Annotated in this window: 12 protein-coding genes; 5 read left to right on the forward strand and 7 right to left on the reverse strand. The window is 70.8% G+C overall.

Going from position 1 to position 15,401, the window contains the following annotated elements:
- Nucleotides 1-9: 9 nt before the first annotated feature.
- Nucleotides 10-1,296 (forward strand): thymidine phosphorylase, encoded by a 1,287-nt coding sequence (locus BKA15_RS04100; protein WP_179748335.1) that lies wholly within the window; start codon nucleotides 10-12, stop codon nucleotides 1,294-1,296.
- 80 nt (nucleotides 1,297-1,376) lie between these two features.
- Here the strand turns inward: BKA15_RS04100 and BKA15_RS04105 are convergent, their stop codons facing one another.
- Both BKA15_RS04105 and BKA15_RS04110 read right to left on the reverse strand, forming a co-directional pair.
- Complete coding sequence (locus BKA15_RS04105; protein ID WP_179748338.1) at nucleotides 1,377-2,054, reverse strand: response regulator transcription factor; 678 nt, start codon at nucleotides 2,052-2,054, stop codon at nucleotides 1,377-1,379.
- Nucleotides 2,054-3,286, reverse strand: a complete 1,233-nt coding sequence (locus BKA15_RS04110) for a sensor histidine kinase (RefSeq protein ID WP_179748340.1) — start codon at nucleotides 3,284-3,286, stop codon at nucleotides 2,054-2,056. Before BKA15_RS04110 ends, BKA15_RS04105 begins: the two co-directional genes overlap by 1 nt.
- A 220-nt stretch (nucleotides 3,287-3,506) precedes the next feature.
- On the opposite strand from BKA15_RS04110, the gene BKA15_RS04115 reads away from it, so the two are divergent.
- From BKA15_RS04115 to BKA15_RS04130, 4 genes are read left to right on the forward strand one after another with little or no spacing between them, the layout of a single operon-like run.
- The gene (locus BKA15_RS04115) at nucleotides 3,507-4,541 is read left to right on the forward strand and encodes an efflux RND transporter periplasmic adaptor subunit (RefSeq protein WP_179748341.1); all 1,035 of its coding nucleotides are present in this window, start codon (nucleotides 3,507-3,509) and stop codon (nucleotides 4,539-4,541) included.
- The gene (locus BKA15_RS04120) at nucleotides 4,538-5,266 is read left to right on the forward strand and encodes an ABC transporter ATP-binding protein (protein WP_218871060.1); all 729 of its coding nucleotides are present in this window, start codon (nucleotides 4,538-4,540) and stop codon (nucleotides 5,264-5,266) included. The genes BKA15_RS04115 and BKA15_RS04120 overlap by 4 nt, the downstream gene beginning before the upstream one ends.
- Nucleotides 5,263-6,426, forward strand: coding sequence for an ABC transporter permease (locus BKA15_RS04125; RefSeq protein ID WP_179748343.1), 1,164 nt, complete (start codon nucleotides 5,263-5,265; stop codon nucleotides 6,424-6,426). The genes BKA15_RS04120 and BKA15_RS04125 overlap by 4 nt, the downstream gene beginning before the upstream one ends.
- Before the next feature lie 22 nt (nucleotides 6,427-6,448).
- On the forward strand, nucleotides 6,449-6,619 hold the full coding sequence (locus BKA15_RS04130; RefSeq protein ID WP_179748345.1) for a hypothetical protein: 171 nt from the start codon (nucleotides 6,449-6,451) through the stop codon (nucleotides 6,617-6,619).
- A gap of 354 nt (nucleotides 6,620-6,973) precedes the next feature.
- On the opposite strand, the gene BKA15_RS04135 is transcribed toward BKA15_RS04130, so the two are convergent.
- From BKA15_RS04135 to BKA15_RS04155, 5 genes are all read right to left on the reverse strand, one after another.
- Nucleotides 6,974-8,068: an IS110 family RNA-guided transposase gene (locus BKA15_RS04135; protein ID WP_179747892.1), complete on the reverse strand. Its 1,095-nt coding sequence runs from the start codon at nucleotides 8,066-8,068 to the stop codon at nucleotides 6,974-6,976.
- Nucleotides 8,069-8,781: 713 nt separating this feature from the next.
- Nucleotides 8,782-10,377, reverse strand: a complete 1,596-nt coding sequence (cimA, locus tag BKA15_RS04140) for a citramalate synthase (RefSeq protein WP_179748347.1) — start codon at nucleotides 10,375-10,377, stop codon at nucleotides 8,782-8,784.
- A 219-nt stretch (nucleotides 10,378-10,596) separates the two neighbouring features.
- Nucleotides 10,597-12,882, reverse strand: coding sequence for an Ig-like domain-containing protein (locus BKA15_RS36730; RefSeq protein ID WP_179748349.1), 2,286 nt, complete (start codon nucleotides 12,880-12,882; stop codon nucleotides 10,597-10,599).
- 112 nt (nucleotides 12,883-12,994) lie between these two features.
- Nucleotides 12,995-14,257: an MFS transporter gene (locus BKA15_RS04150; protein ID WP_179748351.1), complete on the reverse strand. Its 1,263-nt coding sequence runs from the start codon at nucleotides 14,255-14,257 to the stop codon at nucleotides 12,995-12,997.
- On the reverse strand, nucleotides 14,254-15,381 hold the full coding sequence (locus tag BKA15_RS04155) for a MerR family transcriptional regulator (protein ID WP_179748352.1): 1,128 nt from the start codon (nucleotides 15,379-15,381) through the stop codon (nucleotides 14,254-14,256). The genes BKA15_RS04150 and BKA15_RS04155 overlap by 4 nt, the downstream gene beginning before the upstream one ends.
- Nucleotides 15,382-15,401: the final 20 nt, after the last annotated feature.

The following is a 15,401-nucleotide window of genomic DNA, read 5'->3' on the forward strand; positions in this document are numbered from 1 at the left end:
CTCGCTCGCATGACGGCAGAGCCCTTCGACACGGTCGATCTGATCCGGACCAAGCGCGACGGCGGGGTTCTCGCCGAGGCGGAGATCGACTGGCTGATCGACGCCTACACCCGCGGCGCGATTGCCGAGGAGCAGATGTCGGCGCTGGCGATGGCGATCTTCTTCCGCGGACTCGACGGCACCGAGCTGGCCCGGTGGACCCAGGCCATGATCAACACCGGCGAGCGGCTCGACTTCTCCGGGCTATCCCGGCCGACCGCGGACAAGCACTCGACCGGCGGGGTGGGCGACAAGATCACGTTGCCGCTGGCGCCGCTGGTGGCGGCCTGCGGGGTCGCGGTGCCGCAGCTGTCCGGGCGCGGACTCGGCCACACCGGCGGCACGCTGGACAAGCTGGAGTCCATCCCGGGCTGGCAGGCGAAGCTCAGCAACGAGGCGATGCTGCGGCAGCTGGAGGACGTCGGCGCGGTGATCTGCGCCGCCGGGGCCGGGCTGGCGCCGGCCGACGCGAAGCTGTACGCGCTCCGCGACGTCACCGGGACGGTCGAGTCGATCCCGCTGATCGCGTCGTCGATCATGAGCAAGAAGATCGCCGAGGGCACCGGGGCCCTGGTGCTGGACGTGAAGGTCGGGTCCGGTGCGTTCATGAAGCAGCCCGAGGATGCCCGGGCCCTGGCCCGGACCATGGTCGAGCTCGGCGGCGCGGCCGGCGTGCGTACGGTGGCGCTGGTCACCGACATGTCGACGCCGCTCGGGCTGACCGCCGGCAACGCGCTCGAGGTCGCCGAATCGGTCGAGGTGCTGGCCGGCGGCGGCCCGGCCGACGTGGTCGAGCTGACCCTCGCCCTGGCCCGGGAGATGCTCGCCGCCGCCGGCCGCGATGATCAGGATCCGGCCGACGCGCTGGCCTCCGGCCGGGCGATGGACGTCTGGCGTTCCATGATCAGCGCGCAGGGCGGCGACCCGGACGCGGCGCTGCCGACCGCCCGGGAGACCGAGGTGATCACCGCGCCGGCGGACGGGATCCTGGCCACGCTGGATGCCTACGCGGTGGGGATCGCGGCCTGGCGGCTGGGTGCCGGCCGGGCCCGCAAGGAGGATCCGGTGCAGGCCGCGGCCGGGGTCCAGCTGCACGCCAAGCCCGGTGATCGGGTGACCACGGGTCAGCCGTTGATCACGCTGCATACCGACACGCCGGAGCGCTTCGGCCGGGCCCGGGAGGCGCTGGACGGCGGCTGGTCGATCGCCGACGCTTCCGTACCGGAGCGCACGGTGATCATCGACCGGCTCGCCTGACCGGCGAAGGACTCCGATGCCGATATCGCGCGCTCGACATCTCCGGGGCGTTTTCCGATCACCGAAGCGTCGACGGTGATTCAGCCGACGTTGCCGTACCGGGAGAATAGGTTGTGCTCGTAGGCGAAGATCACCAGCTGGGCTCGGTCGTGCACGGACAGCTTGGCCATGGACCGGTTGATGTGGGTCTTCACGGTGAGCGGGCTGATCACGAGGTGCTCGGCGATCTCGTCGTTGGACAGCCCGCGGGCCACCAGGACGACGATCTCCAGTTCCCGTTCGGTCAGCCCGGCCGCCTCCGGCGTGATCTCCGGCACGGTCTGCGGGGTCCGCGGGACGAACCGGTCGATCAGGGCCCGGGTGGCGCGGGCCGAGAGCAGGGCCTCGCCACGTGCGATCGTCCGGACCGCCTGGACGAGTTCGTCGGGGCCGGCGCCCTTGCCGACGAAGCCGCTCGCCCCCGCCCGCAGCGCCTGGAACACGTAGTGATCATCTTCGAACGTGGTCAGGATCAGCACCTGGCAGCCGGCCGTCTCCGGGTCGTCCATGATCATCCGGGTGGCCTCGATGCCGTCCATCCCGGGCATCCGGATGTCCATCACGACCACGGCCGGGCGCAGCGTCCGGACCAGCTGCACCGCCTCGGCGCCGTTGCGGGCCTCGCCCAGCACGGTGAGCTCGGGGTCGCCGTCGAGCAGGCTGCGGACGGCCGACCTGATCAAGGCCTGGTCGTCCACAATGATCACGCCGACCGTCATCAGGACTCCTGTTCCACGCCCGCGGCGACCCGATCGGGCGTCAGCGGGATCCGGATCGTGATCATGAACCTGCCGTCCGGCCGGAACACCTCGGCGGCGCCGCGGACCGACCCGACCCGCTCCCGGATCCCCTGCAGCCCGTGTCCCCAACCCTCGATCCCCACCGGCTCGGTGCCGTCCGGGACCGGGTTGTCAGCCATGATCATCAGCGAGTACGGATCGCGGCGGACCGTCAGGGCGACCTCGCCGGTCCCGTGCTTGTGGGCGTTGGTGAGGACCTCCTGGATCACCCGGTACGCGACCAGGTCGACCGCCGGCGGCAGCGTGCCGGGAGCCGCCGACCAGGCCAGCTCGACCCGCAGCCCGGCCCGGCGGAACCCGTCGACCAGCTCGTCCAGCCGGTCCAGCGAGGCCACCGGCTCGGCCGGCGCGACGGCCCGGCCCTCGGACTCGTCGCGCAACATCGCCAGCAGGCCGCCGATGTCCTGCAGCACCGAGCGGGCCGAGTCCCGGACCACCCGGAGCGAGGCCTCGGCCGCCTCGGGCCGGTCGGGCAGCGCGGACGAGGCGACGCTGGCCTGCAGGTTGATCACGGCGATCTGGTGGGCGACCACGTCGTGCAGGTCGCGGGCGATCCGCAGCCGGTCCTCGGCGACCCGCCGCTGCGCCTCCGACTCCCGGGTCGCCTCGGCGCGCTCGGCCCGCTCGGTGATCTCCCTGATGTAGGCCCGCCGAGCCCGGTGCGTCTCGCCCAGGGCCGCCGCCGCGGTCAGCAGAGCCGGCCCGGTCAGCGGGTTCGGGCCGTCGCCGCGGCCGCTCCAGGTGGCGGTCGGCGAGAGGACGTACGCCAGCAGGACGGCCGCGACGGCGCAGCCCAGGCAGATCAGGCCGGCCCGCCGGCCACGCCGGCTGGTCACCGTGTAGAGCGCGACGGCGGCCGGCAGGATCGCGCCCGGATAGGTGTGGTCGACGACGGTGGTCAGCACCAGGGCGGACCCGGCGACCGCGAACGCGACCAGCTCGACCCGGCGCCGCAGCAGCACGACGGCCACGGCCACGGCGGCGGACAGCGCGACGAGCCACGGCGAGGTGCGCAGCACGGTGATGAACTGTGGAATGACGCTGAAGGCCAGCAGCACCGCCGCGGTCACGGCGTCGCGGACCGGCCGCGGCAGGGCGGACCAGTGGCTGGGCAGCACCGCTGGTCGGTGCGGCGAGATCGTCTGGGCCACGCTGATCTCCTCTCGACCACCCCGCAGTGGACGCACCGGCGCCGGCGCTGCATCGATCATTCCCGATCTTCCGCCCGCATTCGATCCCCCGTCCGGCGTAGATCCGGCTACTGCGCCCGCAGTAGGCCGAGTGCGCCGGCTGCACGATGTTTTTGCGGTCCCGCCGAGCCAGGCTCGACAGCAGACCGGTCGGCACGGCCGGCGATACGAAGGAGCCGCGATGGGACGGGCAGCACGCGGGGTGGCGACGGCGACCCTGGCAGTGATCGGGGTGGCCGCCGCCGGGTTGGGGCTGGTCCTCGGCCGGCCGGCCGCGCCGACGGCCGGCAGCAGCCATCTGACCGAGTCGGTCGGGAAGGGCGTGGTCCGCAAGACGGTCAGCGACACCGGCGTGATCGCGGACCGCTACACGTACTCGATCCGGCCGGAGGCCGATCCGGTGCTGCTCGCAGTCCACGGCCAGGAGACGGAGCAGTCCGGTTCGCAGGGCTCCACGTCCGGCTCGACCGAGACGGCGACGTATACGTTGGACGAGCTCAAGGTCGGTCCCGGTGAGCGGGTCGAGAAGGGCGACCTGCTCGCCGTCGTCCGTGACGCCGACGACGAGAAGGTCGACGTCGACGCCCCGTTCGACGGCGTCGTACGGTCGGTCAGCTCGGCCAAGCAGGCCGTCCTCACCGAGGTCGCGACGCTCGGCGTCGGCCGATCCGAGGTCGTCGTCGAGGTCAGCCAGTACGACGTCATCCGGCTGGCCGAGGACAAGAACGTCGAGCTCAGCCTGGACACCGACCGGACCGGCTTCGACGGGACGATCGCCGAGATCGCGCAGAGCGCCACCAGCAACGGGAGTTCGGACGGGGCCGGCTCGGATGCCGCCGTGCAGACGTACCAGGTGATCATCCGGGTCAGCAGGCTGCCCAAGTCAGCCCGGATCGGGATGAGCGTCAGTTCCAAGATCACGATCAGTTCCCGGGACCAGGCGCTGTCGGTGCCACTGACCGCGGTCGCGGACCAGAACGGCGACTCGACCGTACGGCTGCTGCGCGCGGACGGGACGATCGAGGTCCGGCCGGTCACGGTCGGCCTGGTCGGCGACACCCGGGTGGAGATCACCAAGGGCCTGCGGACCGGCGACGACGTGATCATCGGCGATGCCGGGCAGGGCGCGCCACAGCCGGCGCCGCAGTTCGGCGGCGGCCCGTTCGACGACGACAGCGCCGGTGGCGGTACGGCAGCCGGGGAGACCGGCCGATGACCCCGGTGATCCGGCTCAGCGACGTCCGCCGGGACTACCTGACCGGCGAGACCGTGACTTCGGCGCTGGCCGGGGTGTCGCTGATCATCGAGCCCGGCGAGTTCCTGGCCATCGTCGGACCGTCCGGTTCCGGCAAGTCGACGATGATGAACCTGATCGGCTGCCTGGACCGGCCGACCGCGGGCCGGGTCGAGATCGCCGGCTACGACACCGAACGGCTCGACGACGACGCGCTGACCGAGCTGCGCAGCCGCGCGATCGGCTTCGTGTTCCAGCAGTTCCAGCTGCTGCCGCGGATGTCGGCGTTGGAAAACGTCGCGTCTCCCCTGCTGTACCAGGGAATGAGCCGCCGCGCGGCCCGGCGGCTGGCCACCGACGTGCTCGGCGATCTCGGCCTGGCCGACCGGCTGACCCATGATCGGACCATGCTGTCCGGCGGGCAGCAGCAGCGGGTCGCGATCGCCCGCGCCATCGTCACCGATCCCGCGTTGATCTTGGCCGACGAGCCGACCGGGGCGCTGGACAGCCGGTCCGGCGAGATGGTGATGGAGATCCTGCGCGGGCTCAACGACGACGGCCGGACGATCGTGTTGATCACCCACGACGCCGAGGTCGCCGCCGTCGCGGGCCGGCACGTCCACCTGCGGGACGGCAAGATCACCAGCGACGACCTGGTCGACCGGGCGCCCGTCGCTACCCGAGCCGCGACCGGAGTTCGATCATGAGCGGGTTCGCGATCGCCCGGCTCGCGCTGCAACGGATCCTGGCCGCCCGGGTGCGCTCGTTCCTGACCATGCTCGGTGTGATCATCGGCGTCGCCTCCTTGGTCGCGCTGACCTCGATCGTCAACGGGGCGATCAGCGGGATCACCGGTTCGCTGTCCGCGCTCGGTTCCAGCCGGATCACCGTCTCGGCCCAGTCGGACACCTACCTCACCGACGCCGACGACGCCGCGATCGCCGCCCTGCCGGGCGTCGCGCAGACCAGCGGCCAGGCCGCGACCCGGGGCACCGTCGGGTTCGGCGCGCAGGAGACGACGGCCAGCCTGACCGGCGTCTCGCCGACCTATGCCGAGGTGGCGGCGCCGACGCTGGCGGCCGGTGCGTTCCTGCCCGACTGGGCTGAGGCCGGCGACAGCCGTACCGCCGTGATCAGTAGCGCCACCGCCGACGCGCTCGGGGTGCGTGGCTCGGACATCGGGCGGACGATCACCGTGGCCGGCAGCGACTTCCTGCTGGTCGGCATCCTCGACGACGCGCAGGGGTTCGGCGCCGACGGTGCGGTCTACCTCCCGCTGGCCACGGCGCGCGGCATGTTCGCCGCCACCCCGTACCTCGGCACCATCACGGTCGAGGTCGACGACCCGGACCGGATCGAAGAGGTCCAGGCCGCGATCAACGCGACCCTCAAGGCCCGGCACTCGCTGGCCGGCGACGACGCGCCGTTCAGCGTGACCAACTTCGCTGCCCTGGTCAGCACGCTGGCGACCGTGCAGGCGACGCTGTCCCTGCTGCTCGGCGGGATCGCGTCGATCAGCCTCGTCGTCGGCGGCATCGGGATCATGAACATCATGCTGGTCTCGGTCCGGGAACGGACGATCGAGATCGGCATCCGCCGGGCCATCGGCGCCCGCCGCCGGCACATCCTGACCCAGTTCATCATCGAGGCCACCGTGCTCTCGCTGACCGGCGGCGTGATCGGGCTCGGCCTCGGCATCGGCGTCTCCGCGATCGTCGCCGCGCTCGGCGGCTGGGCCTTCACCCTGGAGCCCGCGACCTTCGCCCTGGCGCTCGGCTTCAGCGCGCTGGTCGGCATCGTCTTCGGCACCTGGCCCGCCCAGGTCGCGGCGCGGCTGCAGCCGGTCGACGCCCTCCGCTTCGAATAGCCTCCACCGAAAGGAATCCGCCGTGACCACCACCGCACCCGACCAAGATCAACAGGCCGGGCACCGAGCGATCACCCTGCCCTCCGCCCGGCCGCGAGGCGTCGCCAAGACCGTCGTCGTCGGCTGGATCATCGCCGCCCTCGGCATCGGCTTCGCACTCGGCCGCCTGCTGCCCGCCGGCCTGCTCGGCTGACCCATTCCCTGAGCCTGTCGAAGAGCCAGAGCGTGGAAGGCGTGTCGCGATTCCTCTTCGCATCAGAGCGTGCAGTCGACCTCAGGAGACTTCGCGACACCGCCCGACCGGTCGGCTGACCCCACGGACGTCCGTGCCCTGAGCCTGTCGAACGGCAGGCAGCACGTTCCCCGAGCCCGAATCCACGGCACCGAACCCAGTAGCTGGGCAGGGCCGTGGCTGTCGCGGCCGCGGCGCGGGCACAGCACCCGATCAACGCGAACGCGAACCTGCTGGCGGGCCGAACCTCGGCGGATCCGCTACCTGGTGCTTGCAGTAGCGGCGTACGTCGCTGAGCGGATGCCCCTATGTTTGTCAAGGGGTCGCGGGTGCGGGTTCTGCGGGTCGGAGGGCTCCGGTGATGATCTTGTGGATGTCGCGGGCGATGTAGCGTTTCAGGCAGCGGATGATGTCGCGTTTGGACTTTCCGTCGGCGGTGCGGCGGGCGGTGTAGGCGCGGGTGGCTGGGCAGTGGCGTAGCCGGCAGACCACGATCAGGTAGAGCGCGGAGTTGGCGTGGCGGTCACCGCCGCGGTTGAGCCGGTGCCGGGTCGTGTTGCCGGAGGAGGCCTGGATCGGGCTGACGCCGCAGAGCGCGGCGAACGCTGCTTCGGAGCGGAGCCGGTCGGGGTTGTCGCCGGCGGTGATCAGGAGTTGCGCGGCGTGGTCGGGCCCGATCCCTTGCTGTTGCAGCAACGCGGGGGCCAGGGCGGTGACGGTGGCTTTGAGTTGGCGGGCGAGGTCGGTGATCTCGGCGGTGAGTTGCTGCACGCGCCGGGCCAGCAGGCGCAGCGTGTAGCGGGCCGCGGCGGTGATGTCGGTGACGGGCTGGTCGGGCAGGCCGGCGCAGTGCCGGACGAGTTTCGGGGTGGTCAGGCCGGTCAGCTGGTCGCGGAGTTCGGGATCGGCGGTGATGATCATGGTCTTGAGCTGGTTGAGCGTCTGGGTGCGCGCTTTGACCGCGGATTCCCTGGCCAGCTTGAACATCCGCAGCATCTCGACCTGCCCGTTACCGGTCTTCGCGGTCGCGGTGGCCCGGCCCGACAAGACGGCCCGGGCCGCGGCTTCGGCATCGATGGCGTCGGTCTTGCCGCGCCGGCGCCGCTCGGCCCGGTCGGGCTGATTCACCTCAACCACCGCCACCCCGGCGGCGAGCAGCTGACGGGTCAACGCCTTGCCGTAACTGCCGGTGCCCTCGACCCCGGCCCGGCGCACCACCCCCAAACTCTGCGCCCAGGCCAGCAGGGCCCGATAGCCCGCCGCCGTGGTCCGGAAGGATCGTGTGCCCAGCACCTGGCCGAGCAGGGACAGCACAACCGCGACGTGGAAATCCTTGTGGGTGTCGACCCCCAGCACCACCTCCCCGGCGGGGTCGGGACCGGGCTGGGAATGAACTGGCGATTGCGGCATGCTGGACAAGGTCGATCTCCTCCTGTGCTTGGGAACGGATTGGCCGTCACCGGGTGGCACAAGGGAGCGGTCAGGACTGTGATGGCGCTCTTGTGACGGCAAGGCCCCTATCGGGACACGCCCCCAGCCGCCCGGTGGCAGCAAGCACCGCTCGCAGCGACAGGCCGACAGATCCGCTCAAAGGCACCAAGCCCAGACGATTTGCGAGTCAGACCCACCGCCGCGAACGGCACTTGACGATCCTCACAGACGATATGACCTCGATTCCGGCGAGTTCTGCCGGTCAAGCAGTCCGCTCGATGATGGCGAGCCTGCGATGGTGGCGCAGCGGTTCGCGGTCGGGCGTGGAGGTCGCGGTGGCCCCGGGCCACATGTCGCGATTTCTCTTCGCGTCAGAGGGTGCAACGTTGTACGGCCGCCTATCGGTCGACCTCAAGAGAAATCGACTTCCCCGGCGCGGGATCAGCGGCTCGCGGTCCGAGCCGCGCCGATCTCGCGGCCGGCGGCGACGTGCTCGGCCAGCAAGCGACGGATAGCGGACGATCCGGCTGTGCCAGGCCAAAGGGCAGGTCAGATCGGGCGCGGCGCAGCCGCCATACCCAGCCCCGCGACCGATCCGGCCCGCCACAGCCGCCATACCCAGCCCCGCGACACATCCGGCTCGGCACGGCCGCCCGCTTGGCACGTTCCTTGCTCAGGGCACGTTCGACGTCTCAGGTCGCCGGCGACGCGTCCTCGTCGGTGTGGATCAGCCCGTACAGGTAGGCCTCGTAGAGCGCCTCCCAGGAGGCCTCGATCACGTTCTGGCCGACGCCGACGGTGGTCCAGGCCCGGCGGCCGTTGCTGGTCTGGATCAGCACCCGTACGGTCGCGTCGGTGCCGTGACCTTGATCAAGGATGCGGACCCGGTAGTCGATCAGCTCGAACCGTTCCACCACCGGATAGGCGGGCAGCAGCGCCTGCCGGACGGCATGATCAAGAGCGTTCACCGGACCGTTGCCCTCGCCGACCACGCGATGGCTCTCGCCCTTCGCGGTGATCCGCAGCGTGCACTCGGTGTCGGTCTCCTGATCATGGGTGGACTGCGTGAACACCCGCCAGGACAGCACGGAGAAGAACTCCGGCAGCTGCCCCAGCTCACGGCGGAGGAGCAGTTCGAAGCTCGCATCCGCCGCCTCGTAGGTGTACCCGGCCGCTTCGGCGTCCTTCACCTGTTCGGTGATCTTCGCTGCCACGTCGCGGTCGGACAGGTCGAACCCGAGCTCGGAGCCCTTGATCTGGATGTTCGCCCGGCCGGCCATGTCGGACACGAGCATCCGCATGTCGTTGCCGACCAGCGCCGGATCGATGTGCTGGTAGAGATTCGGGTCGACCTTGATGGCGCTGGCATGCAGGCCCGCCTTGTGGGCGAACGACGACAAGCCAACATAGGGTTGACGATTGCTCGGTGGAACATTCGTCACCTCGGCGATCGCATGGGATAGGCGCGTCGCCTCGGACAGGGAGCCGGCCGGCAGCAGCTGCCAGCCGTACTTGAGTTCCAGGTTCGCCACGATCGTGACCAGGTCGGCGTTGCCGGTGCGCTCGCCGTACCCGTTGAACGTGCCCTGGACGTGCATCACGCCGGCGTCGACGGCGGCCAGCGTATTGGCCACCGCGCAGCCGGTGTCGTTGTGGCAATGGACGCCGAGTTGAGCGCCGGTGCCCGCGGCCGCGGTCACCACGTCGCCCATCCACTGCGGCAGCATCCCGCCGTTGGTGTCGCACAGCACGACGACCTCGGCGCCGGCCTCGCTGGCGGTACGGACGACCTCGAGGGCGTAGGCCGGGTTCTCCCGGTAGCCGTCGAAGAAGTGCTCGCAGTCCACGAACACCCGCTGCCCCTCGGCCTTCAGGTGCCGCACCGTGTCGGTGATCATGGCCAGGTTCTCGTCCAGCGTGGTCCGCAGCGCCTGCTCGACGTGCCGGTCATGGCTCTTGGCGACGATGCACGCGACCGGTGCCCGGGAATCCCGCAGTGCCGCGGTCAGCGGGTCGTCGGCCGCCTTGCCGCCGACCCGGCGGGTGAATCCGAACGCGACCAGGGTGGAGTTCTTCAGCGGGACCTCCCCCTCGGCCATCGCCTGGAAGAACGCCGTGTCGTTGGGGTTCGCGCCCGGCCAGCCGCCCTCGATGTAGTCCACCCCGAACTCGTCCAACATCCCCGCAATCGCCAACTTGTCCGGCACCGAGAGCCGCAGTCCCTCCTGCTGCGCACCGTCGCGCAGCGTGGTGTCGAAGACGTGGAACTCCTCGGGCTGGGTTCGCATGATTCGTGGTCCTTCGGGATCGGGGGGTCGTTTGCGGCAAACAAAAAACCTCTCGTGTTGGTACGAGAGGTTTGCGCGACAAACTGGCGTTCGGCGCGCTAGCTGATAATGATCGAGGACGAGACCATGAGCTAAGTCTTACCCCGCCGAACCGGAATCCGTGCCAACAGTCCCAGGTTCTGAGACAGATCACCGTCGGCACGGACTCTCGAAAACCCGCTACCGAACGACGATCAGCGGTACGTCGGCGGGCTGGCTCCGGTTTCCGGCGGCATCCGTGGCGGTGACCCGAAGGCGGTACGTCCCGTCGGCCAACGGACCGGCCACGACCGTCGCCGCCCCGTCGGACCCGGCGGTGTCGCGGCCCACCTCCTGGTCGCCGTTCCAGAGCTGGATCAGCGCCCCGGCCTCACTCCGGACCGACACCTCGGGAGTGTCGTCGGCGCTCGGTCCGGGACGGGCCGGCGCGCTGACCGTGGGCGCGTCGGGCGCCGTGATGTCGCGGATCCGGATCAGGTCCGGGCCGTCGGCGTAGTAGACGTCGCCGTTCGCGGCAAGGGTCATCAGCGCGGTGGCGGCCAGCGTACGGGACTTCAGCGATCGCGGTTCAACGACGGTCAGGTTGCCGCCGAGCGTCGTGTAGAGCAGCCCGTCGGCAGCCCAGCGCAGCTGGATCGGGCGCCACAGGTGATTGAAGTTCCAGTCGGTGGCGACGATCTCGCGGCTCCTCACCACCTCGAGGGTCGCGGGGTCGAGCGCGAAGATCGTTCCCCAGGCGGCACCCCAGAGCAGCCCGTCGGGACCGAAACTGAGCGCCCCGATCGCCTTGGCGGTCACCGCACCAGGGAGCTCCGGCGTGATGATCTTCTCCACGGTCCGAGTCGCGACATCGAAGACGAAGACGCGAGCCACGGTCTCCGTCGGCTCGATGCCCAGACCGCCCCAGACGGTGGTCGAGCCGTACAGCTTGCCGTCCCGGTAGGCCAGGCTCATCACGCTCTGGCCCGGGACGACATTGCGGTACGTCGACCAGACGGCACCGTCCTTGATCGTTACCGCGCCACCGAGTGCTCCGTACGTCGGGATGGTGCCAACGAAGAGCTTGCCGTCGCCGGCCGTGATCGCGAACGGGCGATCTTGATCATCGCCGATGTCGTGGGCCTGCCGAGGGTTGGTTCCGGCACCAAGGGGCTTGGTGGTGTCGAGTTCGTGCATGATCGCGCCGGGATAGTTGCCGAGGTAGAGCGAGTCCCCCAGCGTCGCCATGCCTTCGGACTGGCCGAGCGCGAAGTTGGTCAGGCCGCCGCCCTCGGGATCGAACCGGGCGCCGGTGCCGCCGGGATAGCCGGACGCGTACAGCCGATCATCGGGGCCGCGCTCGAGGGTCTGCAGGGTGATCGGCGAGCCTTCGAGGATCGACGGCTTGCTGATCACCCGGCCCGTCTGCGGGTTGAGGAAACTGACCGCGCCGCCGTACTGCACGGTCACCAGGCTCAGCCCGGGCAGCTCCGGATTCGTCGCCGAGACGTCCACCCAGGCCGAGTGCCGCAGGTAGGTGCCGAAGGCGATCCCGGTGTCGACCAGTTCATGGGTGGCCAGATCGAACGAACGCAGCCGCCCGCCGGCCACCAGGAACGTCTTGCCGTCCCGCTCCGGCGACGTGTAGAGGCCGCGGTACTGGCTGACCGCGGTATCCAGCCAGGCGCCTGCGACCGTGTCGTAGATCAGCAACAGGTTGACGTCGGAGAGCTGGACGAACAGGAGATCGCCCGCGGTATTGAGGCTGTAGATGCTCGGCGGCCTCGCCGGGTCGAACTCCGGGCGCGCCGGCAGCGGGATCTCGGTCTTGGCCCCGGTGCCGGGGTCGATCGACCAGAGACTCCCGGTGATCCCGACGCCCGCGTACACAGTGCCCCGGTGGTAGGCCAGGCCGCGGACGTAGTCCTGACCGGGCACGACCGACCCGAAGTCGGTGAAGGTGCCGGCGGCGCTGTCGTACTTGATCACCTTGCCATCGGGATAGGTGCCCGCGTAGACGTTGCCCGCGCCGTCCGGGGACACGCCGTAGAGGACGCTCGCCCCGGGCGCACGGCCGAGGTCCCGCACGGTGGCGTCGGACGGCTGGTAGCGGAACAGGTGCCCGCCGCCGGAGATGATCACGCTGCCGTCATGATCAACGGCGTGCGACCAGGAGTCCGCCGCACCCGGCAGCGGGATCGTCCGCAGCAGCGTGTGGCTGTCCAGATCGATCACCTGGAAGGTCGCCGGCGAACCGGTCACGGTCGTGTACAACACGTCGCGGCCGTTCTCGACGCCGTACGCGCTGTCGAACACGGCCACCGAACGGATCAGCGGGCCGAGGTTCTCCGGCTCCGCGAACCTGGCTGGAAGCTCGGCCGCCGGACCCGGCCGAACGGGCTCGGCGGAGGCCGGCGCTGTGCCGAGGACCAGCGCCAGCGCGATGAGGATCGGGACCAGGCCGAGGCGCTGAGGGACGGTTCGCACGGAGAACTCCATCCTGCGATCTATTACGGGCGACCATGACACTAAATAGAGACTGGCCCTAATATGCGTGGGCGGTTGAGGAGTGTCAAGACTCGGTCGACCGAGCTGGGATTCAGGGTGCCGAGTCCGGCTCGTCCTCGGCCGGGGCGCCGTCCGCGACGGGCCTGGTGGCCGTCCTCAGGCGTGGGCTCAGCGCAACGACCAGGCTCGCGGCCGCGCAGACCACGGCTGCGCAGCCGGTTGCCGGCACCGGTCCGGCCAGCTCGGCGACCGCGCCGAACGCGGCGATCGTGATCACCTGCGGCGCCGACTGGACCAGCACGAACAGCGCCTGGAACCGGGACACCATGCCGTCCGGTGTCCAGTCCAGCAGCAGCGGCCCGAGGTGGCTGGTGAAGATCACCGTGCCGATACCCATGGCGACCGCGCCGGCGAGTGCGTACGGATACGAGGGCGCCAATGCGAGCAGCCCGGCCCCGACTGCGGCGAGCAGCGGCCCGATGATCATGGCCGGTCCGGCCCGGTGCAGGATGCCGCGGCGGGCGATCAGCAGCGTGATCACCAGCGACCCGGCGATCCAGCCGGCCTCGACCACGCCGGTCGCGGCCGCCGTCCAACCGCGCTCCCGGGCGAGCAGCGGCAGGCACAGGAACACGATCGGCAGGATGCCCGACGCGACCAGCGCGGTGGCGCCGTAGATCGGTGGGATGCCCGGTGTCCGGGCGGCGGCCCGCAGCCCGGCCCAGGACTGCCGGAGCACCGACTCTGTGGGCGGCTCGGTCGGCAGTTGGTACGGCGGCCGAACCAGAACCAGGACACCGATCATGATCAACGCGGTGGCCAGGTCGACCAGGAACACGCCGGCGGTACCGATCGCGATCAGCGCCACCCCGCCGAGCGGCGGGCCGATCATCCGGCCCACCTGGGACAGCCCGCTCACCTTCGCCCACAACTTGGGCAGCTCGTCGATCGTCGCGAACAGCCGCGGCATCGTGTTCGCCGCCGGCATCGAGAACGCGCTGATCACGCCGAGCGCGAGCGTGAACGCGGCAAGCCAGGCCAGGCCGGGCGGAGCGACCAGGATCGCGGCCGTACCGACCAGCACGGTGACCACCCGGCACACGTCGGTGATGATCAACATCCGGCGGGCGCCGAACCGGTCGCCGAGCGTTCCGCCGAGCACCAGCAGGACCGTCCGCGGTACCGTGATCAGCAAGTTGATCAAGGTGCTGGCGGTGGCACCGAGCCCGGACGCGATCCAGGCGAGAACGAAGAAGAGCATCACGTCGGCGGTGCCGACGACGGTGGTCCCGCCGATCCACAACGCCCGGCCGGCCGTCCTCGACCGGACCCGGTCGGCGACCCGGATCGTCATGACAGCGGCTGCTGGGGCATGATCAACAAGGTGAAGCTGCCCTGGTCGGCGCTGCGGACCAGGACCGGCCGGTCCGGTCCGCTCGACTCGAGCAGGACGTCGGGGCCGAGGCCGGCGCTCAGTGCGGCCGCCAGCACCTCGGTGGCGAACGCGACCGTCAGCGATACGCCTCGGCACACCGCCGGCACTCGCCGCGGGCCACCCGCTTCGCCCGGCCCGAGCGAGCCGCCGTGGAACTCGACGTGATCATGGTCGATCACCAGCCGGACGCTGGCGTCGGCCGGCAGCGCGGCCGACGCCGCCGCCCGGTCCATGATCACCCGGGACCGCCACGGCGCGAGGTCGGCGAAGACCGCCCGGTGACTCGGATGAAGATCGACTTCGTGGCGCAGGATCAGCCGGTCGGGGTCCGCGACGACCTGCGGCGGTACGGCAGCGGCACCGATCCGGCCGGCCCCGAAGCGGACGGTCAGCCGGTCCTGCCGGCGGGCCAGCTGGGTCAGCGGCTCGGTGTCCGCGGCTGCGATCGGCAGCCGGCGGGCCGAGGCCAGGCCGGTGATCACCGCCGGCAGCGTGCGTACCGCGAGCCAGGCCGGACCGTCGGCCACGACGGCCAGCTCGCCGGAGCCGTCCGACTCGACCGAGCCCAGGTCGAACAGCACACCGCGCGGCGCCGAGGCCGGCTCCGCCGCGCTGCGGACCTGGCGGATCGCCGCGGCCAGTTCCGGGCCGGCGACCTCGACCGTGGTCTCGGCGACCGGCTCGGCTTCCGTACCGGAACGCGATTCGGCCTCCAGTCCGGCGATCAGTTCGGCCGCGGTCCGGGCCGTCCGCTCGGCCCGGGCGCCGAGCTTCGCCGCATGGTCCCTGATGATCTCGACCGACCGTTCGGGCGGCCCGGCGAGCACTGCCTCGACCTCGGCCAGCGGCAGGTCGAGTTCCCGGGTCCGGCGCAGCAGCACGGCCGCCCGGCGCTGGTCGTGCCCGTAGTAGCGGTACCCGGTCTGCGGATCGATCTCGCGCGGCCGGAGCAGCCCGCAGTCGTCGTAGAACCGGAGCGCACTGGGGGTCAGCCCGACCAGGCGGGCGAAGGCTCCGATGGTGAGCAGGTCCGGGGAGATCACGGCACCATCGTGCTGATTCG

Source organism: Microlunatus parietis, assembly GCF_013407955.1.
Taxonomy (GTDB): domain Bacteria; phylum Actinomycetota; class Actinomycetes; order Propionibacteriales; family Propionibacteriaceae; genus Microlunatus; species Microlunatus parietis.

Coding starts and splice junctions, on each gene's coding strand:
- BKA15_RS04100 (WP_179748335.1), top strand. CDS start 10: ATGACGGCAGAGCCCTTCGACACGGTCGATCTGATCCGGACCAAGCGC.
- BKA15_RS04105 (WP_179748338.1), bottom strand. CDS start 2,054: ATGACGGTCGGCGTGATCATTGTGGACGACCAGGCCTTGATCAGGTCG.
- BKA15_RS04115 (WP_179748341.1), top strand. CDS start 3,507: ATGGGACGGGCAGCACGCGGGGTGGCGACGGCGACCCTGGCAGTGATC.
- BKA15_RS04120 (WP_218871060.1), top strand. CDS start 4,538: ATGACCCCGGTGATCCGGCTCAGCGACGTCCGCCGGGACTACCTGACC.
- BKA15_RS04125 (WP_179748343.1), top strand. CDS start 5,263: ATGAGCGGGTTCGCGATCGCCCGGCTCGCGCTGCAACGGATCCTGGCC.
- BKA15_RS04135 (WP_179747892.1), bottom strand. CDS start 8,068: ATGCCGCAATCGCCAGTTCATTCCCAGCCCGGTCCCGACCCCGCCGGG.
- cimA (WP_179748347.1), bottom strand. CDS start 10,377: ATGCGAACCCAGCCCGAGGAGTTCCACGTCTTCGACACCACGCTGCGC.
- BKA15_RS04150 (WP_179748351.1), bottom strand. CDS start 14,257: ATGACGATCCGGGTCGCCGACCGGGTCCGGTCGAGGACGGCCGGCCGG.